Here is a 24673-nt window from a genome sequence, read left to right as displayed (position 1 = left end):
ACGATGGCGGGCATGTCATTGCCCGCCTCTGCTGCCGCGCCCGCCTCGGCCAACCCCGCCTGCGTCATCAACTGCGTCCACTACGATGACGAGGGCAAACGCCACGACATCACCCTGGACGCCATCAGCGATGTCATTGCCAGTGGCAACGGCTTCGTCTGGGTCGGCCTGTACGACCCCAATGAAGATGTGCTGTTGAAACTGCAGGAAGAGTTCTGCCTGCACGATCTGGCCATCGAGGATGCGCGCAACGCGCACCAGCGGCCCAAGGTCGAGACCTACGGCAATTCGATGTTCGTGGTGGTGACCACCGCGCAGATGGTCGACGAGCGCATCCAGTACGGCGAAACCCATGCCTTCCTCGGCCCGCGCTTCCTGGTGACGGTACGCCATGGCGCGTCGCTGTCCTATGCCCCGGTGCGTGCGCGGGTGGAACGCGAGCCGCAGCTGCTGAAGATGGGCCCGTCGTACTGCCTGTACGCGGTGACCGACTTCGTGGTCGACAACTACCTGCCTATCGTGCACCGCTTCCGCGACACCCTGGAGCTGCTGGAGAAGGACATCTTCGCCGACACCTACAAGCGCAGCACGGTGGTGCGGCTGTACGAGCTCAAGCGCGAGCTGAACAAGATGCGGATGGCGGTGGCACCGCTGCAGGACGTGCTGGCGCAGCTGCGCCGCTACCAGGGCGAGCTGATCCCCGACGAAGTGAAGCTGTACATCCGCGACGTGCACGACCACGCGGTACGCATCAGCGATGTGATCGACACGCTGCGCGAGATGCTGGGCACCGCGCTGAGCGTGAACCTGTCGCTGGTGACGCTGGCGCAGGGCGAGACGGTCAAGCGCCTGGGCGCATGGGCCGCGCTGCTGGCGGCGCCGACGCTGATCACCAGCTGGTACGGCATGAACTTCAGCCACATGCCGGAGCTGAGCGAGCCGTGGTCGTACCCGCTGATGATCGTGGGCGTGGGCGGTGTTTGCGTGGGGCTGTACCGGTTGTTCAAGCGCGCGAAGTGGTTGTAGGGCGTATCGACCAACGGTCGATACCCACCGGACAGGTAGGCCACGACCGTTGGTCGTGGCGCATGACCCGCTTCTGGTAGTGCCGGCCGCTGGCCGGCAACCAGGCAATGCCGGCCAGCGGCCGGCACTACCGTTCGGCATCAAGCCACGTAGACGGTCTTGATGTTCATGAACTCATGGATGCCGTGGTCGGCCAGCTCCCGGCCGAAACCGGACTGTTTGCTGCCGCCGAACGGCAATCGCGCGTCGCTCTTGACGATGGCGTTGACGAACGCGGCACCGCACTCCATGCGCTGGGCGAAACGTTCGCCGCGCACTGGATCGCGCGTCCACACGCTGCCGCCCAGGCCGAAGCGGGTGTCGTTGGCCACGCGCAGTGCCTCGGCCTCGTCAGCGACACGGATCACCGCTGCCACCGGACCGAACAGCTCCTCGTCGTAGGCCGGCATGCCCGGGCCGACCTGATCGAGCACGGTGGCCGGATAGCCGGCATGTGTACCCGCAATCGGCTCACCACCCAGCAGTACCCGCGCACCCTTGGCCACGCTGGCCTGCACCTGCTTGTGCAGTTCGTCACGCAGATCGGCACGGGCCATCGGCGCCAGCGTGGTACCGCGCTCGTCCGGATCACCGTACTGGCGCTCGCCCGCGGCTTCCACGAAGCGCCGGGTGAACTCATCGGCCACCGCCTCGACCACGATGAAGCGCTTGGCCGCGATGCAGGTCTGCCCGCTGTTATCGAAGCGCGACTTCACCGCCGCCGCCACGGTCTTGTCGAGGTCGGCATCGTCGAGCACCACGAAGGCATCGCTGCCACCCAGCTCCATCACCGACTTCTTCAGCTGGCTGCCCGCGTTGGACGCGATCGAGCGCCCTGCCCGCTCGCTGCCGGTCAGTGTCACCGCCTTCACCCGTGCGTCGCGCAGCACCTCAGCCGCCTGGTCGTTGTCGATGTGCAGTACATCGAACACGCCGTCAGGCAGGCCACCGTCACGGCATACCGCCAGGATCAGGTCGGCGCACTGCGGCACGTTGCTGGCGTGTTTGAGCAGGGCCACGTTGCCTGCCATGAACGCCGGGGCGAGGAAACGGAACACCTGCCAGATCGGGAAATTCCACGGCATCACCGCGAACACGCAGCCGATCGGCTCGTAGCGCACATAGCTGCGCTGGGCTTCGGTGTCGATCAGCTGCGGCTTCAGGTAGTCGGCAGCATGATCGGCGTAGAACTCGCAGGCCGCCGCGCACTTGTCGACCTCGGCCAACGCCTCTGCCTTGAGCTTGCCCATCTCGTGGGTCATCGCCTGCTGCAGATCATCGCGGCGCGCACGCAGTTGGCCAGCGATCTGCTTGAGGATCGCCCCCCGCCCCTGCAGCGAGCGCTCGGCCCAGCCGGGGAAGGCATCGGCGGCGGCCTGCAGGCGCTGCTCGACGTCGGCAGCACCCATCAGTTCATGGCGGTAGGTCACCTGGCCGGTGGCCGGGTCGACAATCTCGACGGTCATGGGGGATCTCCATCTGGAAGACCCCCATTGTGCGCCGCCGGCCGTGAGCCGGGTGTTGCCGACGCTGTCGACAAACCGTGTGCTCAGCCGTTGTCCTGACGTGCCAACTGCAGGTCGCGCTGGCGCCGCTTCTCGGCGCGGGCATTGATGTACCAGCCGATCACCGCGGCGATCGACACCGCCGACACCAGCAGCGTGGCCAGTGCGTTGATCTTCGGGCTGATACCCATGCGTACCGAGGCAAACACCTTCATCGGCAGCGTGGTCGAGCCCGGCGTGGCGACGAAGCTGGCCACCACCACGTCATCCAGCGACAGGGTGAACGCCAGCAACCAGCCCGCAACCAGCGCCGGCGCGATGATCGGCAGGGTGATGCGGCCGAACACGGTCAACCGGCTCGCGCCCTGGTCCATCGCGGCCTCTTCCAGCGACAGGTCCATTTCCTGCAGGCGCGAGGACACCACCACGGTGACGAAGCACAGGGTGAAGGTGACGTGGGCGATCCAGATGGTGGTCAAGCCACGTGCCGGGAAGCCGGGAATCGCACCCATCGAGGCCAGCAGCGCCATCAGTGAGAAGCCCAGGATCACATCCGGCATCACCAGCGGCGCGGTCACCAGTGCGCCGAACAGCGGCTTGCCACGGAAACGCTTGAAGCGCGTCATCACCATCGCCGCCAGCGTGCCCAGCACGGTGGCGGTGCAAGCGGTCCAGAACGCCACCACCAGGCTGGTCCACATCGCATCCATCAGCGCGCGGTCGGCGAACAGGTCACTGTAGGCACGGGTGGAGAACCCGGCCCAGACCATCGCCAGCCGCGAGCTGTTGAACGAATAGAACATCAACAGCAGGATCGGCAGGTACAGGAAGGCGAAGCCGAGCAGCAGCACGCCCAGCCCCAGGCCCTTTGCGCTACGCGGGCTCATGCCTGCTTCCCTTCCAGCAGGCGCTGCTGGGAACGGTTGAACAGCAGGATCGGCACCAGCAGCAACAGGATCATCGCCACCGCCATCGCCGAGGCGCCCGGCCAGTTGCGGTTGTTGAAGAACTCGTTCCACAGCTGGCGGCCCACCATCAGCGTCTCCGAGCCACCCAGCATTTCCGGGATCACGAATTCACCAATGGCCGGAATCATCACCAGCATGCAGCCGGCGATGATGCCCGCCTTGGACAACGGCAGGGTGATGCGCAGGAACGCCTGCCACGGCTTGGCACCGAGGTCGTAGGCCGCTTCCAGCAGGCGGTGGTCATGCTTGACCAGATTGGCGTACAGCGGCAGCACCATGAACGGCAGATAGCAGTAGACGATGCCGATATAGGCGGCGGTCGGGGTGTCGATCAGCTGCAGTTTCGGCAGGCCCATCGACGTCATCAGCGTCTGCAGGCCGGTGAACTGCAGGAACTGGTCGAGCAGGCCGTTGCGGTCCAGGATCGCCTTCCATGCATACACGCGGATCAGGAACGAGGTCCACGACGGCAGCACCACCAGCATCATCGCCACGTTGCGCGCGGCCGGCGACAGGCGGGCGATGGCGTAGGCCATCGGGTAGCCGATCAGCAGGGTCAGGAAGGTCGAGATCGCCGCGATCTTGATCGAGCTCAGGAACGCCTGCGCATAGATCGAATCGCGGAACAGCGCCAGGTAGTTTTCCAGGTTCAGCTTCAGCGAGAAACCGCCGTCGGCGTACTGCAGCAGCCAGGTGTACGGCGGCGAGCCGACCCGGCTGAGCGAGAAGCTGATCATCAGCACGATCAGGAACGGCACTGCGAAGAACAGCAGCAGCCACAGGTACGGAATGCCGATCACCGTGGCACGCAGCCCCGGCAGCCAGCGCTTCAGGCCGGCGACGCTCATGAGGTCAGCACCACGCCGTCGTTGTCGCGCCAGTGCACCCACACGCTGTCACCCCAGGTGAGGCCATCACTGGCCCAGCGCTGCGAGTTGGCGAAGTTGGCCAGTACCTTGGCACCGCTGGGCAAGCGCACGTGGTACACCGAGTGGCTGCCGAAGTAGGCAATGTCCTCGATCACGCCCTGCGCCTTGTTGGTGTGCCCTTCCGGCTCGTCCTTGCCGATCATCACCTTCTCCGGGCGCAGCGCGAACGCGACCGGCTGCCCTTCATAGCCGGTGATGCCATGGGCGATGTAGATCGGCGCCGGGAACAGCGGCGAGCGCACGGTCACGTACTCGGGAAGGTCCTCGTCGATCACCCCGTCGAACAGGTTGACCGAACCGATGAACTCGGCGACGAAGCGGTTGGCCGGCTGCTCGTAGACCTCGTCCGGCTTGCCGACCTGCTGGATCCAGCCGGCATCCATCACCGCGATGCGGGTGGCCATGGTCATCGCTTCTTCCTGATCGTGGGTGACCATCACGCAGGTCACACCCGACGATTCGATGATGCTGACCAGTTCCAGCTGCATCTGCGAGCGCAGTTTCTTGTCCAGCGCGCCCATCGGCTCGTCCAGCAACAGCAGCTTCGGCCCTTTGGCCAGCGACCGCGCCAGCGCCACGCGCTGCTGCTGGCCGCCGGACAGCTGATGCGGCTTGCGCTTGCCCAGGTGGCCCATCTGCACCAGGTCGAGCATCTCGCCAACGCGCTTGCTGATCGCGTCCTTTGCCATCCCGTCCTGCTTGAGGCCGAAGGCGATGTTCTGCTCGACCGTCATGTGCGGGAACAGGGCGTAGGACTGGAACATCATGTTGACCGGCCGCTGATACGGCGGCAGCGCGTCCAGGCGCTGGCCGTCGAGGGTGATGCTGCCCTTGGTGGGCGTCTCGAAGCCGCCCAGGCAGCGCAGCAGGGTCGATTTGCCACTGCCGGAGCCACCGAGCAGGGCAAAGATCTCGCCCTTGCGCACGTCCAGGTTGACGTCGTCAACGGCGACGAAACCGTCGAATTCCTTGCGCAGGTCACGAATGGAGAGATAGCCGGGCGCACCGGTCGTGTCGACGACGGTGGCTACCGGCTGGGCTTCAACGGGCATGGGGGCTCCGGGAGCGGGCGGTGGACAGCGGCCGCCATTCTAACGGCCGGGGGGCCCAGGGGATATGACGGCGGCAGGCGGAAGCGGCCGCTGGCCGGCTCCGGGGGCCCTGGGAGTGTCGGTTTTCCCCCGCCATGGTGGCCTGCCCGCGCAAAGGCCCGGGCTCCCCTGGACGACCCTGCGGCCGTCCCGGCCAGACACCACAGGCGACGCCTCGATCTGCAACGTTTTTCAGAACCGGATCTGTTGAAGGCCCGGGGCATTCCCCGCGCAATGGCCCGGATCAAGCCCTTGCATGGACCCACCCTGGTGACTTCCCCGGACAGCCCCTCCCCTTTCCCGCCCCGCCTGCCGGGCTCCCTGCCTGCAACGCTGCCGCTGGTCATCATCGGCGCCGGCCAGGCCGGGCTGTCCCTCAGCGCGCTCCTGCAGGAAGCCGGCGTCGAGCATCGCGTGCTGGAGGCCGAAACCGTGGGCGCCAGCTGGCAGCGGCGCTGGGATTCGTTCCAGACCAACACCGCCAACGCGACGATGGCCCTGCACGGCCATGCCTATGCGGGCGACGACCCGGAAGGCTTCATGGGGGCCCCGGAGGTGATCCGGCGGCTGCGCGACTATGCCGACGAACGTTCGTTGCCGATCAGCGAAGGTTGTGCGGTTCAGCGGGTCACGCCCGAATTGGGCGGCTATGCCATCGAAACCAGCCACGGATTGATCCGGGCTGGGGCGGTTGTGGTCGCCACCGGCGAGTACCGCCGCGCGCGGATGCCGCGGGTCCCCTTCGCGCCCGCACCGGGTCTGACGGTGCTGCACTCCGGCGACTACCGCAGCCCCCGCCAGCTGCCCGACGGCGGCGTGCTGGTCATCGGTGGCGGCCAGTCCGGCGCGCAGATCGCCCAGGACCTGCGCGACAGCGGTCGCAGCGTGCACTGGTCACTGGCCCAGCGGCATTCGCATACTCGCCGGCTGCGCGGCAAGGACTCGATGACCTGGTGGGACATGGCCGGGCGCATCCACCAGCACGTGAGTGAAGCGGCCGCCGTCCTGGCCGGAGAACCGGATGCGCTGCGCAAGGCCCGCACCGCCGAATTCCCGCTGATTTCCGGCAAGGGACGTGCCGGCCTGGGCAGCTCGATCAGCCTGCTGGCGATGCACCGCGCAGGCATCAGGCTGCTGGGCCGGTTGCAGGGCTTCGATGGAAATGTCGCCCGCTTCGCCGATGTACGCCCGCAGCTGCGCACCGCGATCGAAGCGACACGGACCGAATATGCCTATCTCGATTCGCTGGCCAGCGCGTACTACGCCACGCGGCCCGAACCGCGCACCGACGATGCCCGCTACATTCCCGAAGAGGTCTATCTGCACTGGGAGCCGGACGCCGCCCCGCGTGAACTGGATCTGCAGGCCGCAGGCATCCGCTCGGTGGTGCTGACCACCGGCTTCGTCGCCGAATGGCCCTGGCTCGACGTTCAGGGCGTGCTGGACGCACATGGCTACCCCCTCGGCGAGTTCGGTGTTTCTCCGCGGCCGGGGCTGTTCTTCATCGGCATGCACAACCTGCAGCGGATGAGTTCGTCGTTCCTGTGCAACGGCGGTCGCGATGCACGTGACCTGTTGCCGGCGATCCTGCGGCACCTTGACCAGGGCGGCGGTACCGCGCCCGGCCAAGGATGAAGCAATCCGCCGGGCATGGCCCGGCGGCGCCAGACCGGCTTAACGGCCGGTCTTCACCTCGGTCCACAGCCGGGTGTAGAGCTTGTCGGTTTCCGGCGTGTTGATCGAATAGGTGAACATCTTGTCGGCCACGTCGGCCGGCGGGTAGATGGTCGGGTCGGTACGGATCGCCTCATCCACCAGCGGGGTCGCGGTCGGCACCGGGTTGGCGTAGTGGATGAAGTTGGTGTTGGCCGCGGCAACCTTCGGCTGCAGCAGGTAGTTGATGAACGCGTACGCGGCCTCCGGATGCTTGGCGTCCTTCGGGATCGCCAGCATGTCGAACCACTGCGGGGCGCCTTCCTTCGGGATCGAATAGGCCACGTGCACGCCATTGCTGGCTTCCTCGGCGCGGTCGCGGGCCTGGATGATGTCACCCGACCAGCCCACCACCAGGCAGGTGCCGCCATTGGCCAGCGAACCCACGTACTGCGAGGAGTGGAAATTCTGCACGTACGGTCGGATCGACTTCAGCAGGTCGGCCGCCTTCTGCAGCTCGGCCGGGTCACCGCTGTGCGGGTCCAGGCCCAGGTAATGCAGCGCGATCGGGATCATGTCCGCCGGCGTGTCCAGGATGGTCACGCCGCAGTCCTTCATCTTGCTGATGTTCTCCGGCTTGAACACCAGGTCCCAGCTGTTGGCGATGTCGGTGCTGCCACCGAAACGCTGCTTCAGCATCTCCACGTTGTAGCCGATGCCGGTGGTGCCGATCATGTACGGCACGCCGTACTGGTTGCCCGGGTCCTGGGTGGCGATGCGCTTCATCACCGCCGGATCGAGGTTGGCCAGGTTCGGGATCTTGCTCTTGTCCAGCGGCAGGAACACACCGGCCTGGATCTGGCGACCGAAGAAGTTCAGGGTCGGCACCACCACGTCGTAGCCGCTGTTGCCGGCCAGCAGCTTGGTCTCGACCATCTCGTCGCTGTCGAACACATCGTAGGTCACCTTGATGCCGCTCTCCTTCTCGAAGGTCGGGATGGTGTCCTCGGCGATGTAATCGCTGTAGTTGTAGACGTTCAGGACCTGGCTATCCTGCGCGCCGCCGTTGCCACCGCTGCAGGCGGCGAGCATGGCGGAGGCCAGGCCGAGCGTGAGGATACGCAGCTTCATCGGGTGCTCCAGAATGCGGAAAGGGGGGCCGGCGGGGCCGGCAACGGGTGCCAGCCTACCCCCCGGCGGCGGATTTTTCTATTCCAGATGCTCAGACGTTCAGCAGCAGGAACTCGCGCTCCCACGAGCTGATGACGCGGAAGAAGGTCTCGTATTCCTTGCGCTTGACCGAAATGTAGGCGCGGCAGAAGCGCTCGCCCAGCAGCGCCTGCAGCTCGCTGCAGTGCTCCAGCCCGTCCAGCGCTTCGCCCAGCGAGCGCGGCAGGTTGTAGCCCAGTTCCTTGGCGCTGCCGGTCACCGGCGCATCCGGTGCCAGCCGCTCGCGGATGCCCAGCAGGCCGCAGGCCAGGGTCGCCGCCATCGCCAGGTACGGGTTGGCATCGGAACCGGCGAAGCGGCTTTCCACGCGCATGTTCTCCGGCGTGTCCAGCGGCACGCGCAGCCCGCAGGTGCGGTTGTCATAGCCCCAGTGCACGTTGCTCGGCGAGACCTCGCCGAACACCAGCCGGCGATAGGAATTCACGTTCGGCGCAAAGAAGGCCATCGCCTGCGGCACGTATTTCTGCAGGCCGCCCAGGTAGTGGCCGAACACCGGGCTGAACTCGCCCTCGGCATGGGTCTCGCCGGCGAACACGTTGCTGCCATCGCTCACCCGCACCAGGCTCTGGTGGATGTGCATGGCGCTGCCCGGCTCGTTTTCCATCGGCTTGGCCAGGAACGTGGCATACACCCCGTGGCGCATCGCCGCTTCGCGCATGGTGCGCTTGAACAGGAATACCTGGTCGGCCAGGTCCATCGCATCGGCATGGGTGAAATTGACCTCCAGCTGTGCCGCGCCGGATTCATGGATCAGGGTGTCCACGTCCAGCTTCATCGCATCGGCGTAGTCGTACATCAGGTCGAGGATCGGGTCGAATTCGTTGACCGCATCGATCGAGTACGACTGCCGCGCGGTTTCCGGACGCCCGGAGCGGCCGGCCGGTGGCAGCAGCGGGAAGTCCGGGTCGGTGTTCTTCTGCACCAGGAAGAACTCCAGCTCCGGCGCCACCACCGGGCGCAGGCCCAACTCGGCGTAGGCCGCCAGCACGCGGCGCAGCACGTTGCGCGGTGCCAGCTCGTGCGGCTCACCGCTCTTGGTGTAGCAATCGTGGATGACCTGCGCGGTGGCATCGGCCGCCCACGGCACCATGCGTACGGTGTCCGGATCGGGGCGCAGCATCATGTCCGAGTCCGACGGCGAGGTCAGGTCGTAGTAATCGTCAGGGAATTCGCCGGTGACGGTGGTGGCGAAGATGCCCTCGGGCAGCCGCGTGCCGTAGTCGTGCGAGAACTTGTCAGCCGGAATGATCTTGCCGCGCGCGTTGCCGGTGATGTCCGGCACCAGGCACTCGACCTCGGTGATGCGCCGCTCCTTCAGCCAACGCAGCAGACTGCTTTCCTGCGGTGCGGGGGGCGTAGCCGTCTTGCGCGGGCGCGTTCGGGAACTCATCGGGAATCCAGTCGGTTCTGTTGGTGCTGCCGGCAAGCTTGGCCGAACGCACGGAAAATAGCGTGATAGAACGGCGAATCCATGACACGCCACTCCGGGTGCCACTGTACGCCGAGCACGAAATCATGGTGCAGGCTGCGTGCCGCCTCGACCAGGCCATCATCGGCCACGGCTTCGACCTGCAGCCCCTGCGCCAGACGAGCGATACCCTGCCCGTGTACCGAATTGACCTGCGTCCGGCCACTGCCGCTCCACCGCGCCAACCAGCCATCAGCGGCCAGGGTGACCGTGTGGGCCGGCCCGTACTGCACCTCCACCGGCGCCTGCGGGTCTTCTCGGTGGTCGGCCAGGCCAGGCACCGCATGCACCTGCGGATGCAGGCTGCCACCCAGCGCGACGTTCAGTTCCTGGAAGCCGCGACAGATCGCCAGCACCGGCAGGTCCAGCGCCAGCGCCTCGCGCAGCAGCGCGAACGCATTGGCATCACGGGCCGGGTCATGCGGATTGCCCGGCCAGCTGCGGCCGCCCTCGTAGTGCTGCGGTTCGATGTTGCTGACCGCGCCGGTCAACAGCAGGCCATCGAGCCCCTGCAGCCAGTCACCAGCCGGCAGCGGCGGCTGCAGGCTCGGCAGTACCACCGGTGTGACCTCGGCTGCATCGGCCAGCGCGCGCACATACTTCTCGCCGGCCACTGCGAAACGATGATGGCCGAGCACGGTGCTGTCGGTGGGCAGGCCCACCCAGGGCAGGCGGCGCATGGGAAAACTCCTTGGCGTGCCGACACGTTACCCGTCGGCCCGCGAATGCGGCAAGTCGTCGCCGTCACACCATGGCCGTCACGCATCGGCGAAACTAGTCGCGTGAACACTGATCGTCCTCCCCCGCTCCGTCCTTCCGTACTGCGCCTGCGAGGCCGGCGGTGAGCGCCGCCTTCCCGCCAAGCTGGTATGCCGCCAGCCTGCCCGAACCACCCGCACTGCCCCCACTGCAGGGCGATGTGCAGGCCGATGTCGCGGTACTTGGCGCCGGCTACACCGGCCTGACCGCCGCGCTGGAGCTGGCCGCGCGTGGACAGCGCGTAGTGGTGCTGGAAGCGCAGCGGATCGGTTGGGGCGCGTCCGGTCGCAACGGTGGCCAGGCGCTGGTGGGCTATGGCTGCGAGGTGGACGAGCTGGAGCGCCAGCTCGGCCGCGACGATGCGCGCCACCTGTTCGACTGGTCGCGTGACGCGGTGCAGGCGATGCGCACCCGCATCGATCGCCACGGCATCGACTGCCATTGGGTGGAAGGCCATGCCAGCGTCGCCATCCGCGAACGCCATGAGCGTGAACTTCTGGCCAACTGCGAGCACCTGCAGCGCCACTACGACTACCCGATGCAATGGTGGGACCGTGATGCCCTGCGCGCGCAGCTGGACAGCCCGCGCTACCGCGCCGCGATGTTCGATCCGCTCAGCGCGCACCTGCAACCGCTGGCGTATGCACGCGGCCTGGCCGATGCGGCGCGCGCGGCCGGCGTGGTGATCCACGAGAACTCCGCGGTGACCCGCGTGCAGCGGGGACCACAGCCTTCCCTGCATACCGCTCAGGGCAGCGTGCGCGCTGCGCATCTGGTGGTGGCCGGCAACGCCTGGCTGCAGGGCCTGCTGCCCGAGCTGGAACGGCGGATCATGCCGGTGGGCACCTATATCGGCGCCAGCCAGCCGCTGGGTGCTGAACGCGCCCGGGCCCTGATCGGCAACAACATGGCCGTGGCCGACACCGCATGGGCACTGGACTACTTCCGCCTCAGCCACGACCAGCGGCTGCTGTTCGGCGGCCGCGCCAGTTATTCGGCGCTGCCACCGCCGGGCCTGCGTGGGGTTATGCAGCGGCGCATGCACCAGGTGTTCCCGCAGCTGGCCGACGTGGCACTGGACCAGGTCTGGGGTGGTTATGTGGACATCACCCGCAACCGCGCCCCGCATTGGGGCCGGCTGGACGGCAACCTGTACTTCGCGCAGGGCTTCTCCGGCCATGGGGTGGCCGCCGCCGGGCTGGCCGGCGAGGTGATCGCCGCCGCCATTGCCGGCCAGAGCGAACGCCTGGACGTGTTCCAGCGCCTGCGGCATGCACCCTTCCCCGGTGGCCGGCTGCTGCGCACGCCGCTGCTGGTGGCGGCGATGTCGTGGTACAAGCTGCGGGATGCGTTGTGGTGAACATCCGGCATTTACGCGTGTATGGAACGTTTTGAAGAACACATCGAAGCGCTCATCGTGCAGCACGCGTCACAGATTTTCACGCAACATCTGTGATGGACGGTTCCTCAGTTTCCTAAATGCGTAGCTGCGCAATTGCATAATCGTTCGCAGACCGATACCGTCCTGAAAACCGGGCCCCGCGGCGAATGGATGCTGACAGGGGACACGTAGGAGAAGGGGACGCGCGATTGGACTGGTGGAAAGAAGGATTGTTGCTGAAGGTGCGCATTCGTCCGGCTGGCCTGATGCTGGCCTTGATCTATGCAGTTGCTTATTGGGCAACCCGACAGTTGTCGCTTGATCAATTCTATTTACCAGCCGGCATCCGGGTGGCAGCCGTGCTGCTGTGCCCGCCGCGACTTTGGCCCTATCTGCTGTTGGGCGAATATGCGTACTTTGCACAATCCCGTGTGCCGATGATCGAGAAGTACGGCCTGACGTGGGTCATCGTTGCCTCCGCGTTCCTCATGCCAGCGGTGATGTTGATTGTGAAGCTGCAACGGCGGCTGATGGCAGAGTCGCAGACGATCGGCCTTTTGCTGGTTGCCGCCGCTTCCAGTGTCGTTATCACTCTGCTCAACCTGAGCTTTTCCCATCTGCTTTGGCCAACGCCCCCATCCACGCCCTTCCTGACCAATGCGGCTCGCTACAGTGTGGGTGACTTCATCGGCATTCTGACGGTGGTCCCCATCGCCATGCTGTGGGCGCGACAGGACGTGGAGCAGCAGTGGAGCGGGCTAAGAAAAGTCCCGATGCTGGCATCACTTTCATTGATGCTGCTGATCGGGATAGCTGCGACTCAACTGCCCACAGAGTGGATTGCATTGAAGGCAACGTTCCTGCTGCTGTTGGCACTCCCAGCGACCACGCTTACCTGCCTGTACGGCTGGAAGGGCGCTGCCCTTGCAGTTCCGGCAATCAACATGGTTATCGGTCTGACCACGCCCAACACCCATCCAACCGCATTCGATCCAGCGGCCTTCATCACTCAGCAGATCATGGCGATCAGCGGCATCGCATTGCTACTGCTCGGGTCACGCATTACCCACTTCTACCACCGCTACAGACTGCGCGAGATGGGAGAAAGGGACGCTATCCATCTTGCCAGGAGCTCGCAATTAGCCAGCGAGATGGAGCTGCGTGAACGCGCCCTGCATCTTCGCAAGCTCGGCGACGGCATCGATACTTCGCTGGTTGAACTGGCCAACTGGCTCATGGCCCAGGGACATCACGCAGTGGCCAGCAGCCTTTTGCATACCTCAAATGTCCATTCGCGGCTGTTTCGCGAACAGACAAGCATGGTCTATCCCTCGGGCTTGGAGCACCTTGGGCTGTACGTGGCCTTGCAGGCTGGTGGCATCCGTGAGTCATGGAAGCTGACGGAGCGCGTTCTTCGCCCGGATCTGAAAGGTGACCCCTGTAACCTGAGCGTGGAACTGCAGTTGGCTGCCTACCGGACACTCATTGATGCGGTCTCCATTCTTCTCAAGCATGAAGGTGGTCAAATTCGCATTCGTGCCAGATGCGGCAGAATGGGCTCAAGGCGCGGAATCCTCATGGTCGTGTCACTACTGGATCCGCATGGGCGCCTTTCCCAGCAGACAACCATGACCGCGTTCGAGCGACTGACCGGGCGAACCCTCGCCTATGACGGGACCGTTGACTGCTATCGCAACCGGGTCAGGATTCTGTTCCTCGACCGCGAAACCAATCTTGAGGCCACGCCCAGCAATCCACCGCCGTACAACTGTCCCTCACCTTCTGCGCTGCAGTAGTGCATTTCACAGTCAAGCGACCGGATCGAGCCAAAACAGTGAAATGGCATCAGGATGTCTCACACCACCCTGTTCCAGGATGTCACGGGCACCCGGCGAGCACCGGGCGCCCATGCAATCCGATGCTGAGGCTCGCCGATATCCCGGCAACAAGCCCTATCAAGGTGCCTCTACCGCCCACAACGTATCAGCTCCGCTCGCATATCTGACGAGCGTGAATGCAGCAGCCCGATAGATAACCGTTCTGGTGCCCTTACTGGGAACAGGCAGGCGCTGTTCCGGCAACGATACCTTTGCGGATGGATCACCTGCAGGCAGTACCCAGAACGTTCCGGCAGCATTGCCGATCACAATGTGCACGCGCCCCGCGAGATCATTCACCTGGAAATAGTCCATGCCATCGCGCTCGAACCCGTAGACCAGCCAACCGGGATCCACGCTCAGGTTTTCCGCCAGCGGAATCGACTGGCCGAGTCCTCGGGCAGCCATCTTGACTCCATGGTCATCACCCGGGGCTAAAGCAAAAACGGACAACGGCACCAACATCAACGCACCAGCAAATGCATGAATTCGTGAATTTCTCACACTGACCTCCAGGTTGGATGCAATTTGCATCATGAAGGATGCTACCCAATTCCATCAGCATATACCGGGGCGCACTCCGTAGTGTCTGTCGGAGATAATCAGCTGGGACCATGCAAACCCATGCCCCAGTTGCGTCCGAAGCCGCCGATACCTGTCCCAAAACATTTGCAATCGAGCTAGCGCCCCAAGCCTGCCGTGCTGTAGGTCGCTATCGATGGCGACCACGGTGCCCCCCGTGTCGGTGAACATCCGGGTGCGTTCGCAGGCATGCTGCTCGCGGCGATAGCACGCCGAACAACATCAACCGCCAAGTATGGTTGGTCCAGCGGCTGAAACGCGATCAGAGCGTCGCCACACTGGTTGTGGATGATTCACCGTCCGCACGTGGCCAAGCCGCCACGCTACTGCGCGTTTAAGGTCACGATTTATGAGAAGCGGCCGATGGCAGCTCAGAGGGGGGCCAGACACCTCGATTGCACCTATCTCCAACTGCCGATAGTGTCTGCGGAAGTAGCCAGCCATTATTGGCTGGGAGACGAGAGGTTCGGACTTGGACCGATTCAATAAGGCAATTGAACTGAGCTTCCGGATCCGTCCGGTCGGTCTTGTGCTGGCCGCCGTCTATGCTGCCAGCTGCCTCATATCGCGTCAGTTCTCGCTCGATCAGTTCTTCCTGCCCGCAGGCATCCGGGCAGCAGCACTGCTGATCGTCCCGCCCCGCTTGTGGCCCTACCTGTTGCTGGGCGAATACATCTACTTCGCGACGCTGCGCATCCCCATGATTGATGCCTACGGCTTGGCGTGGGTCATCCTGGCGTCAACACTGTTGATGCCGATGGCGATGCTGGTGGTCCACCTTCACCTCAGGAGAATACCGTCCGAGGCCGCCACCGGTCTCTGGCTGCTGTCGTTGTCGATCTGCACGGCACTGTTCGTCCCGGGTCTCAACCTGGGCATTTCATATGTCCTCTGGTCGAACCCTCCGCCGAGCAACCTGCTGGACGCAGTCGACCGAACGCTCTTTGGTCACTTCGCGGCCATCATTACCCTGCTCCCGCTGGCCTTCCTTTGGGCGCAGCGGCACGCGGATCCCAGGTGGAGCACCCGCTTTGTTGCGCCTACAGCTGCGGCGATGCTGGCGATGCTGATACTGGGGCTGGGCATGCAGCTGACAGACAGTAGCGCACATACCACCCGCACACACCTTGTCCTGCTGGCGGCTCTACCTGCCATCGCCCTGACCTTCATGCATGGCTGGCGCGGCGCTGCCATCGCGATTCCGCTGTTGAATCTCCCACTTCACGGCGCTACGCCCAGTACCGGCCTGCCCTCCTCTTTCGACCTCGGTACGTTCGCCACCCAGCAGAACATGGCGGTGATGAGTGTCGCGCTGCTCGCGCTCGGGTCCAGCATCAGCTACCACCATCAGCGCGCCCGGTCCCGCGGCCTGGCCGAAGAAACGACGCTGCGCCTGGCACGCAGTTCCCACCAGACCAGCGAGCGGGAGCTGCGTGAACGGGCCGTCCACCTGAAGCATCTGAGCGACGGCATGGACAGCTCGCTCGTTGAAATGGTCAGCTGGCTGAAGGCTCAGGGCCATCATGCAGTGGCGAACAGCCTGCAACACGCTTCATCCGTGCACTCACGGCTGTTCCGTGAACAGGCCAGCCTGGTCTATCCCACCGGACTGGAGCAGGTGGGGCTGTACATCGCCCTGCAAGCCGGTGGTGCATGCGAAATCTGGAACAACACGCACCGCGTCATTCCGCCCAGGCTGGCGGGCAACCCCTGCCTGCTGACCGTGGATCTGCAACTGGCCATTTACCGCTCCCTGATCGAGGCGGTGTCGCTGCTGCTGGAGCTGGAGTCCGGGCAGGTCTGCGTGCGCGCCCGAAGTGGCCGCGCGGGCGGACGTCGCGGCATCGTTGCCGTAGTGAGCCTGCTCGACCGTGACTGCACGCTGTCGACACGCACCACACAACAGGCCATCGAGCGCCTTGCCGGTCGAATGCTTGCCTACGGCGGTACGGTTCACTGCCGGGGCAATCGGCTGCGACTGGTCCTCCATGAATCGATCACCCACGCGGCGACAGCGGCGGCCTGACACGGAATCTGGCTCGGCGCGCAACGTTCGCCGCTAAAGTTACGTCCGAAACCGCCGCTATCCGTGCCGAGCCCTCCTTCGTGAGCCACCGCATCATGCCCGTCCTGCCGCAGGCCGCCGTCGATGGCGACCTGGCCGATCCGCTGCCACAGCGGATCCTGCTGGTCGAAAACTCCCGTGCGTTCACCGGCATGCTGCGCGAGGCCATCGAGCAGCGCCTGGAACTGCCGGTGGTGATCGCCTCCACCCTGGCCGAGGCCGATCGCCTGCTGAGCGAGGGTGGCGGCTGGTTCCTGGTGCTGACCGGGTTGGTGCTGGCCGACGGCGACCGCGATGCGGTGGTCGAGTTCTTCCTCAAGCGCGACCTGCCGACCGTGGTGGTCAGCGGCGTGTACGACGAGGACCTGCGCAAGCGCGTGCTGCAGCAGCAGATCATCGACTACGTACTGAAGAATACCCCCGGCAGCATCGACTACCTGGTGTGGCTGGTACAGCGGCTGGAACGCAACCGTCGCATCGCGGCGCTGGTGGTGGACGATTCGCCGTCCGCGCGCGGCTATGCCGCCGCCCTGCTGCGCATGTATGGCCATGAGGTGCACGAAGCGGCCGATGGTAACGAGGGCCTGGCCGCGATCGAGGCGCATCCGGCAATCCGCCTGGCGGTGGTCGACCAGGAAATGCCCGGCATGCAGGGCGTGGAATTCACCCGCCGCCTGCGCACCCTGCGCTCGCGCGACAAGGTGGCGGTGATCGGCATCTCCGGCAACACCGACGCCTCGCTGATCCCGCGCTTCCTGAAGAACGGTGCCAATGACTTCCTGCGCAAGCCATTCTCGCGCGAGGAATTCTTCTGCCGGGTCTCGCAGAACGTGGACCAGCTGGAACTGATCGGCACGCTGCAGGACCTGGCCACCCGCGACTTCCTCACCGGCCTGCCCAACCGCCGCTGCTTCCTGGAACAGAGCCAGCGCCAGTTGCCGCAGCTGCAGCTGCATGGCCAGTGCGTGGCGGTGGCGATGATCGACATCGATCACTTCAAGCACATCAACGACACTCACGGCCACGAGGCCGGCGATGATGCGCTGCGCGCGGTGGCCGGTGCGGTGGCCGCGCATGCACGCAGCCAGGACCTGATCGCACGCTTCGGTGGCGAGGAGTTCTGCCTGCTGGTGCCGGACATGGAACAGGACGAAGCACTGCAGTACTTCGAGGAGCTGCGCCAGCGCATCGCCGCACTGGAAGTGGACATTGGCACCGCGACGCTTCGCATGACGGTCAGCATTGGCCTGTGCTGCCTGCGCCCGCAGCGTGATGCGCTGCACCGGCTGATCTCCGAGGCCGACCGCCAGCTGTATCTGGCCAAGGCCGGTGGCCGCAACCGGGTCAGCTGCACCACGGTGGCCAGCCCGCTGCGCCCGCGCGAGCCGGCCCTGCCCTGACCGGCCCGCTTTGATCCAGATCAACGCCGCACCCGCGCGGCGGCTCTACAGTCGGCCCCGACATACGCATGAAGGGGAGCCGGGGATGGCACTACTGGTCTGGCAGGACGATCTGAACATCGGCATCGATGTGATCGATCAGCAACATCGCCGCATCATCGAGATGCTCAACCACCTGCACGTGGCCCAGGCCAGCATGCAGCGTGCGGCGGTGGGTGAAGTGATCGACGAGGTGGTGGACTACACCATGTCGCACTTCGCGTTCGAAGAAGAGTTGATGGAAGAAGCGGGCTACCCGTTCTGCGCCGCGCACAAGCGCGTGCATGAGGTCTTCATCAAGCGGGTATCGGAATACCGCATGCGCTTCCAGGCCGGCGAGGACATCAGCGACGAACTGCGCACCATGCTCTCACGCTGGCTGTTCAATCACATACGCGGTGATGACCAGGCCTATGCCGAACAGGTCAAGGCGCACCTGAACCAGTTCGCCCGCGAGCACCAAGGGGGCGGTTGGCTGGGGCGTACGCTCAAGCGCTTCTTTGGTTGAGCCTCAGGGTGCGCCGGTGCAGTGCCACCAGCGCGCACAGGGTCGCCACCGCAGTCAGGCACAGGTAGTAACCCACCGCGACCAGGCCGAAGCGCTCGGCCAGCCAGGTGGCCAGGTACGGCGCCGGTGCCGCGCCAAGGATGCCGGCCAGGTTGAATGACAGCGACGCGCCGGTATAGCGCACCTCCACCGGGTAGATCTCGGCCAGGAAGGTGCCGCAGGGGCCGTAGGTCAGGCCCATCAGGAACAGGCCCAGGCACAGGAAGCCAGTGACCAGCCACGGGCTGTGCGGCTGGAACAGCGGCGCGAACAGCACACCGAAACCGACGATCAGTACGCTGGCGACGATCATCGTGCGTCGTGTGCCCCAACGGTCGCCATAGCGCGCCGACAGCGGGATACCCAGCGCGAAGAACAGCATGCCGGCCATCTGCATCAGCAGGAACTGCTCGCGGCTGTAGCCCAGCACCGCGGTGCCATGGCCGAGACTGAACACCGTCATCAGGTAGAACAGCACAAAGGTGGCGAACGCGCCCAGGGTACCCAGCAGCATCGGTACCGGATGGTCACGCAGCACCGTCCACATCGGCAGCCGCACCGGCGCCTTGCGCTCCAGCGCCTTCTTGAAATCGGGCGTCTCGTGGATGTTCAGGCGCACCCACAGGCCAAGGCCGACCAGCAGTGCGCTGGCCACAAACGGGATACGCCAGCCCCACTGCAGGAAGTCGTCCTGGCTCAGGCAGCGGCCGAGCACCAGGAAAATGCCGGCCGACAGCAGGAAGCCGAGCGGCGCACCCAGCTGCGGGAACATGCCGTACCAGGCGCGCTTGCCCGGCGGTGCGTTCTCGGTGGCCAGCAGCACTGCCCCACCCCACTCGCCGCCCAACCCCAGGCCCTGGCCGAAGCGGCACAGCGCCAACAGCGCGGGGGCCCACAGGCCAATCTGCGCGTGGGTTGGCAGCAAACCGATCAGCACCGTGGACAGGCCCATGGTCAGCAGCGCGGCCACCAGCGTGGCCTTGCGGCCGATACGGTCACCGAAGTGGCCGAACACTGCCGAGCCCACCGGACGCGCGATGAACGCGACCGCGAAAGTCGCCAGTGACTGCAACAGGGCCGCCTGTTCGCTGCTGTCCGGGAAGAACAGGTGTGGGAACACCAGCACCGCGGCCGTGGCGTAGATGTAGAAATCGAAGAATTCGATGGTGGTGCCGATCAGGCTGGCCAGCAGGACACGGCGGGGGGAATTCACGGGCGGCGCGGCAGCGGTGATCGTCGACATCGGCAACACGGGTAACGGCGGATCGCCCGATTCTGCCACGGGCTGGTGGCCGCACGGGGCGATGGTTTCAGCCGACACCGATGCCAACGGAATTTTTCGGGCGTCCGGCTAGGCTGCGCCACCGGTCCCTGCATGGATGCTTTGCCGATGGATGCAGTCACGCTGTCGTGGTCCGATTCGCCGAAGCTGCCGCGCATGGCGGCGTGGCTGGTGGTACTGCTGGTGCATGGATTGATGGCGCTGTGGCTGCTGGGCAGCGGCAGGATCATGCTGCGCAGTGACGACGACGCAAGGATCTCGCTGCGCTGGCTGCCACCGGAACCGCCGACGCTGACGCCTCTACAGCCTACCCTTCGCTCCGCACCGGTGACGCGTCCGTCTGCGTCGGCGATGCCACGTCCTGCCCCGGCTGCCCAGACAGATTCCACCCTACCAGCCGCAGAGGAAACGGCCGTTGCGGCGCCGCTGATCCTGGGCCTCCCGGCGGGCAGCATCGACGGTGGCGACGGCATCAGCGCTGCGGGTGTCGCTCCGCGCCTTATTGGTCGCCGCGAGATACACCCGGCATTCGCGCCGCGCCGCAATTACTTCCGGATCCGCCGGCAGATGACGCCGGAGCAGATCGTGCATGGCGTAGCGCAGCTGCTGGGACTTTGGCCGCCGGGCTACATCGTCGACCCGTGCGAACTGGGCCGGCAGGACATGGATTACTTCCAGAATGCCGTCGAAGAAGCCGACCGCGACATGTTGCGTGCGGCAGTGCTGCAGGTGAGTGCCCGCTGCCGGTAGCTCGACAGCTGTCTGCCTTCTGTAGAGTCGAGCCAAGCTCGACTGCTCTTCGCGAAAAGCAGCCGAGAATGGCTCGGCTCTACCGAAGAACGAAAAGCAGTCGAGCAAGGCTCGACTCTACAAAGAGCGAACAGCGGTCAAGCAGCCGCGTCGTTACAACTGGATCCAGGTGGCCTTGATTTCGCTGTACTTGTCGAAGGCGTGCAGCGATTTGTCCCGGCCGTTGCCGGACTGCTTGTAACCACCAAACGGTGCGGTCATGTCGCCGCCATCCCAGCCGTTCACCCATACGCTGCCGGCGCGCAGCTGGCGCGCAACCCGATGCGCGCGGCCCAGATCGCGTGTCCAAAGACCGGCGGCCAGTCCGTATCGGCTGTCGTTGGCCAGGCGCACCGCTTCGGCCTCGTCGTCGAAGCCAAGCACGGCCAGCACCGGCCCGAACACCTCCTCGCGTGCCAGTGCGTGGTCGGGCCGCACCTGATCGAACACGGTGGGCTGCACGTAGCAACCACCCGCCTCGACCTCGGCACGGTGGCCTCCCAGCAACAGCCGGGCACCCTCGCCTTCTGCCCGCGCAATGTCGGCCAGCACCTTGTCCAGATGCGCGGCGTCCACCAGCGCGCCCATCGGCGCGTCGGCGTCCAGCGGATGCTGCGGCTGCATGTGCTGGCCATAAGCAACCACCTGGTGCACGAAATCCTCACGGATCGAGCGCTGCACCAGCAAGCGCGACCCGGCGGTACAGACTTCGCCCTGGTTGAAGAAGATGCCCTGCGCCACGGCCTTGGCCGCCGCGTCCAGATCGGGAGCGTCGGCGAACACCACGTGCGGGCTCTTGCCGCCGCATTCCAGCCAGACCCGCTTGAGGTTGGATCGCCCGGAATACTCCAGCAGCTTCGCGCCGGTGGCAGTGGAACCGGTGAACGCCAACCCATCCACGTCCATGTGCAGGGCCAGCGGTTCGCCAACGCGCGCGCCATGGCCCGGCAGCACGTTCAGCACGCCCTCCGGCAGGCCCGCCTCGGCGGCCAGCGCCGCCAGCCGCAGCGCACTCAGCGGCGACCGCTCCGAAGGCTTGAGCACCACCGAGTTGCCCATCGCCAGCGCCGGCGCGATCTTCCAACAGGCCATCAGCAACGGGAAATTCCACGGCACGATGGCCGCCACCACGCCAGCGGCTTCGCGGGTGACCAGTCCGAGTTCGTGCGGGCCAGTCGGCGCGATCTCGCCATACAGTTTGTCCACCGCTTCGGCGGTCCAGGTCAGGCACCGCACCACACCGGGCAGGTCGATACGGCGTGCGTCACACACCGGCTTGCCCATGTCCAGGGTTTCCAGCAGCGCCAGTTCATCGACGTGCGCTTCCACCAGCGCGGCCAGCGCCAGCAACACGCGCTTGCGATGCGCCGGGCTCGCCTGCGACCAGTGGCCCGCCTCGAAGCTGCGCCGCGCGGCCAGTACCGCGCGTTCGACATCCTGCGCGTCGCAGTCGGCAACCGCGCCCAGCACGCGACCATCGATCGGGCTGATGCAGTCGAAGCGGGCGCCGCTGGCGGCATCGACATAACGGCCATCGATGAAGGCCTGGCCCGGCATCGAGAGCTGAATGGACAGCGCCTGCCAGTGGCTGCGGTCGGGGAAATCGGCCATGGGAAGCTCCAGCGGTCAACAAGCTTTGGTTATACCGGGACCGCCGCGACTCCACCGTGACGCGGCTGCGCTACATTCGTCGCATCGGACCCGATGGAGCTGGCATGAAGCGTCCCGAAAGCGAGCTGCACGACCTGGCCACCCAGCGCCCCGAGTCACTGGACGCGTACTGGATGCCGTTCACCGCCAACCGCCAGTACAAGGCCGCGCCGCGCATGCTGGTACGCGCCGAAGGCATGCACTACGAGGACGTCGACGGCCGCCAGATCCTCGACGGCACCGCCGGCCTGTGGTGCTGCAACGCCGGCCACGCCCGCCCGCGCATCGTCGAGGCCATCGTCGAGCAGGCACGCACGCTCGACTATTCGCCGGCCTTCCAGATGGGCTCGCCGCCGGCCTTCGCACTGGCGCAGCGGCTGGCCGCACTGGCGCCTGCCCCGCTCAACCATGTGTTCTTCACCAGCTCCGGCTCCGAGGCGGTGGATACCGCGATGAAGATCGCGCTGGCCTATCACCGCCAGCGTGGCGAGGGCCAGCGCACCCGCTTCATCAGCCGCGAGAAGGCTTACCACGGGGTCGGTTTCGGCGGCATGGCGCTGGGTGGGCTGCCCAACAACCGCAGGGCGTTCGGCCTGCAGCTGGGCGGCGTGGACTACCTGCGGCATACCCTGGACCTGCCGCGCAATGCGTTCAGCAAGGGCCTGCCACGCCAGGGCGCCGAGCTGGCCGACGACCTGGAACGGCTGATCGCCCTGCACGACGCCTCGACCATCGCGGCAGTGTTCGTCGAGCCCATTGCCGGTTCGGCCGGGGTGATCCTGCCCGCGCCGGGCTATCTGCAGCGCCTGCGCGAGCTGTGCGACCACCACGGCATCCTGCTGGTGTTCGACGAGGTCATCACCGGTTTCGGCCGGGTCGGCATGCCCTTCGCCGCGCAGCGCTTCGGGGTCACCCCGGACCTGCTGACCTTCGCCAAGGCGGTCAGCAACGGCGCGGTACCGCTGGGTGGCGTGCTGGCCAGCGACGCCGTGCATGCAACCCTGATGCAGGCACCGCCGCAGGCCATCGAGCTGTTCCATGGCTATACCCATTCCGGCCATCCGCTGGCCTGCGCCGCAGCGCTGGCCACGCTGGAGGTCTATGCCGAGGAGCGCCTGTTCGAGCGTGCCATCGAGCTGGGCGAATACTGGCAGGAACGGCTGCATGCGCTGCAGGGCCTGCCCAACGTGATCGACATCCGCAACTTCGGGCTGGTCGGCGCGGTCGAGCTGGCGCCGCGCCGCGATGCCCCCGGCAGCCGTGGCTACGAGGTGTTCCGGCGCTGCTTCCAGGACGGCCGGCTGCTGGTGCGCTGTACCGGCGACATCATCGCGCTGTCGCCACCACTGATCGTGGACAAGGCGCAGATCGACCAGATCACCAGCATCCTGGGCGAGATGATCCGGGCCACCGCCTGAGCCCGGGCCGGCGGTGGCGAGCGGGTACAATGGGCGGTTCCGCTCCTGCTCGCTGCCGTGCCCATGGATATCGTCGTCAAAGAAGAACTCAAGGCCTACATCGACCCGCTGACCGCGGACGAACATGACGCGCTGGAGCGCAGCATCCTGGCCGAAGGCTGCCGCGATGCGCTGGTGCTGTGGGGTGATGTGCTGGTCGATGGCCACAACCGTTTCGGCATCTGTCAGAAGCATGGCCTGCCCTTCAATACCGTGCAGAACACCCGCTTCCAGAGCATGGAAGACGTGCACCTGTGGATGATCGAGCAGCACCTGGGCCGCCGCAGCGTGTCCGACTTCCAGCGCGGCGTACTGGCGCTGCGCAAGCGCGACATCCTGGCCGCCCGCAAGCAGATCGAGCAGGCGCAGCTGCAACGCGAGAGCGACGGCACCGCCGAAGCCATCGAGGACGCGGGTGAGGACAGCCCGCCGTGGGAACCGGCACCGAAGATCAGCCGCGCCGAGCTGGCCCGCGAGGCAAAGCTGAGCACCAGCCAGGTCGGCATGATCGAACGCATCCACGCCCAGGCCGCGGCCGAGGTGGTGGAAGCGGTGAAGGCCGGCGTGATCTCGATCAGCGCTGCTGCTGCCGTGGCCGACCTGCCGGAAGACGAGCAGCGCGCCGCTGCCGCCGGTGGCAAGGATGAGCTGAAGCAGGCCGCCAAGCGCGTGCGCGAGTCCAAGCGCAAGCCGCGCGCACCGAAGCCGGAAGCAGCCGAGATGGACTTCGAGGAAGCGGACGAAGAGCAGATCGCCAGCCGCGACGCCGAGGTGCTGTCGGCACTGGAGCAGCTGGGCGAGGATGCCCCGGCGCTGCGCCGCCGCGTGGTCGCGCTGACCCGCGAGAACGACACCCTGCGCGCGCAGCTGGCGGCGTTGCGCAAGCAGCTCGAAGCGCTCTGAACCAACGGGTAGTGCCGGCCGCTGGCCGGCAAC

Annotated in this window: 20 protein-coding genes; 10 read left to right on the top strand and 10 right to left on the bottom strand. The window is 65.8% G+C overall.

Going from position 1 to position 24673, the window contains the following annotated elements:
* Window positions 1-3: 3 nt before the first annotated feature.
* Complete coding sequence (locus tag ACZLHH_RS07115) at window positions 4-1026, top strand: magnesium and cobalt transport protein CorA (protein ID WP_180844490.1); 1023 nt, start codon at window positions 4-6, stop codon at window positions 1024-1026.
* A 140-nt stretch (window positions 1027-1166) separates the two neighbouring features.
* On the opposite strand, the gene ACZLHH_RS07110 is transcribed toward ACZLHH_RS07115, so the two are convergent.
* From ACZLHH_RS07110 to ACZLHH_RS07095, 4 genes are all read right to left on the bottom strand, one after another.
* Window positions 1167-2531 carry an NAD-dependent succinate-semialdehyde dehydrogenase gene (locus ACZLHH_RS07110; protein ID WP_180845025.1) on the bottom strand — a complete coding sequence of 455 codons (1365 nt, stop codon included), beginning with the start codon at window positions 2529-2531 and terminating at the stop codon, window positions 1167-1169.
* A gap of 83 nt (window positions 2532-2614) precedes the next feature.
* Window positions 2615-3457 carry an ABC transporter permease subunit gene (locus ACZLHH_RS07105; protein WP_478478761.1) on the bottom strand — a complete coding sequence of 281 codons (843 nt, stop codon included), beginning with the start codon at window positions 3455-3457 and terminating at the stop codon, window positions 2615-2617.
* Complete coding sequence (locus ACZLHH_RS07100; RefSeq protein ID WP_049399899.1) at window positions 3454-4386, bottom strand: ABC transporter permease subunit; 933 nt, start codon at window positions 4384-4386, stop codon at window positions 3454-3456. Before ACZLHH_RS07100 ends, ACZLHH_RS07105 begins: the two co-directional genes overlap by 4 nt.
* The gene (locus ACZLHH_RS07095) at window positions 4383-5519 is read right to left on the bottom strand and encodes an ABC transporter ATP-binding protein (protein WP_071228404.1); all 1137 of its coding nucleotides are present in this window, start codon (window positions 5517-5519) and stop codon (window positions 4383-4385) included. The genes ACZLHH_RS07100 and ACZLHH_RS07095 overlap by 4 nt, the downstream gene beginning before the upstream one ends.
* A gap of 273 nt (window positions 5520-5792) precedes the next feature.
* On the opposite strand from ACZLHH_RS07095, the gene ACZLHH_RS07090 reads away from it, so the two are divergent.
* A complete protein-coding gene (locus ACZLHH_RS07090) occupies window positions 5793-7193 on the top strand; it encodes a flavin-containing monooxygenase (protein WP_180845026.1) in 1401 nt (466 codons plus the stop codon).
* Between the two features lie 39 nt (window positions 7194-7232).
* Here the strand turns inward: ACZLHH_RS07090 and ACZLHH_RS07085 are convergent, their stop codons facing one another.
* The 3 genes from ACZLHH_RS07085 to ACZLHH_RS07075 form a co-directional block, all read right to left on the bottom strand.
* Window positions 7233-8342, bottom strand: coding sequence for a polyamine ABC transporter substrate-binding protein (locus tag ACZLHH_RS07085; RefSeq protein ID WP_032127877.1), 1110 nt, complete (start codon window positions 8340-8342; stop codon window positions 7233-7235).
* Window positions 8343-8433: 91 nt separating this feature from the next.
* Window positions 8434-9831: a glutamine synthetase family protein gene (locus tag ACZLHH_RS07080; protein ID WP_180845027.1), complete on the bottom strand. Its 1398-nt coding sequence runs from the start codon at window positions 9829-9831 to the stop codon at window positions 8434-8436.
* Entirely contained in the window at window positions 9828-10589 is a 762-nt protein-coding gene (locus ACZLHH_RS07075; protein WP_180845028.1) for a gamma-glutamyl-gamma-aminobutyrate hydrolase family protein, read from the bottom strand. The genes ACZLHH_RS07080 and ACZLHH_RS07075 overlap by 4 nt, the downstream gene beginning before the upstream one ends.
* Before the next feature lie 161 nt (window positions 10590-10750).
* On the opposite strand from ACZLHH_RS07075, the gene ACZLHH_RS07070 reads away from it, so the two are divergent.
* Both ACZLHH_RS07070 and ACZLHH_RS07065 read left to right on the top strand, forming a co-directional pair.
* Complete coding sequence (locus ACZLHH_RS07070; protein ID WP_197573191.1) at window positions 10751-12028, top strand: NAD(P)/FAD-dependent oxidoreductase; 1278 nt, start codon at window positions 10751-10753, stop codon at window positions 12026-12028.
* A gap of 188 nt (window positions 12029-12216) precedes the next feature.
* A complete protein-coding gene (locus tag ACZLHH_RS07065) occupies window positions 12217-13845 on the top strand; it encodes an MASE1 domain-containing protein (RefSeq protein ID WP_180845030.1) in 1629 nt (542 codons plus the stop codon).
* 159 nt (window positions 13846-14004) lie between these two features.
* Here ACZLHH_RS07065 and ACZLHH_RS07060 read toward each other — a convergent pair whose 3' ends face one another.
* Complete coding sequence (locus ACZLHH_RS07060) at window positions 14005-14463, bottom strand: hypothetical protein (RefSeq protein WP_262220668.1); 459 nt, start codon at window positions 14461-14463, stop codon at window positions 14005-14007.
* 517 nt (window positions 14464-14980) lie between these two features.
* Here ACZLHH_RS07060 and ACZLHH_RS07055 point away from each other — a divergent pair.
* The 3 genes from ACZLHH_RS07055 to ACZLHH_RS07045 all read left to right on the top strand — a co-directional run bounded on the left by ACZLHH_RS07055 (window position 14981) and on the right by ACZLHH_RS07045 (window position 18520).
* A complete protein-coding gene (locus ACZLHH_RS07055; RefSeq protein ID WP_180845031.1) occupies window positions 14981-16534 on the top strand; it encodes an MASE1 domain-containing protein in 1554 nt (517 codons plus the stop codon).
* A 95-nt stretch (window positions 16535-16629) separates the two neighbouring features.
* Window positions 16630-17973 (top strand): diguanylate cyclase, encoded by a 1344-nt coding sequence (locus ACZLHH_RS07050; protein ID WP_032127881.1) that lies wholly within the window; start codon window positions 16630-16632, stop codon window positions 17971-17973.
* Window positions 17974-18058: 85 nt separating this feature from the next.
* A complete protein-coding gene (locus tag ACZLHH_RS07045) occupies window positions 18059-18520 on the top strand; it encodes a bacteriohemerythrin (RefSeq protein WP_004151683.1) in 462 nt (153 codons plus the stop codon).
* Here the strand turns inward: ACZLHH_RS07045 and ACZLHH_RS07040 are convergent.
* Complete coding sequence (locus ACZLHH_RS07040) at window positions 18501-19802, bottom strand: MFS transporter (protein ID WP_180845032.1); 1302 nt, start codon at window positions 19800-19802, stop codon at window positions 18501-18503. The genes ACZLHH_RS07045 and ACZLHH_RS07040 overlap by 20 nt on opposite strands.
* A 147-nt stretch (window positions 19803-19949) precedes the next feature.
* On the opposite strand from ACZLHH_RS07040, the gene ACZLHH_RS07035 reads away from it, so the two are divergent.
* Window positions 19950-20591: a hypothetical protein gene (locus tag ACZLHH_RS07035; RefSeq protein ID WP_180845033.1), complete on the top strand. Its 642-nt coding sequence runs from the start codon at window positions 19950-19952 to the stop codon at window positions 20589-20591.
* 153 nt (window positions 20592-20744) lie between these two features.
* Here the strand turns inward: ACZLHH_RS07035 and ACZLHH_RS07030 are convergent, their stop codons facing one another.
* Window positions 20745-22241 (bottom strand): aldehyde dehydrogenase, encoded by a 1497-nt coding sequence (locus tag ACZLHH_RS07030; RefSeq protein ID WP_180845034.1) that lies wholly within the window; start codon window positions 22239-22241, stop codon window positions 20745-20747.
* Between the two features lie 104 nt (window positions 22242-22345).
* Here ACZLHH_RS07030 and aptA point away from each other — a divergent pair, with 104 nt between their 5' ends.
* Window positions 22346-23698: an omega-aminotransferase AptA gene (aptA, locus tag ACZLHH_RS07025; RefSeq protein ID WP_071228414.1), complete on the top strand. Its 1353-nt coding sequence runs from the start codon at window positions 22346-22348 to the stop codon at window positions 23696-23698.
* Between the two features lie 63 nt (window positions 23699-23761).
* Complete coding sequence (locus tag ACZLHH_RS07020; RefSeq protein ID WP_032127886.1) at window positions 23762-24640, top strand: plasmid replication/partition related protein; 879 nt, start codon at window positions 23762-23764, stop codon at window positions 24638-24640.
* Window positions 24641-24673 lie beyond the last annotated feature (33 nt).

The sequence above is a fragment of the Stenotrophomonas sp. 28608_Sma genome (assembly GCF_056486185.1).
The sequence above is the reverse complement of the archived record's forward strand: the minus strand, read 5'-3'. Positions and strand labels throughout refer to the sequence as shown.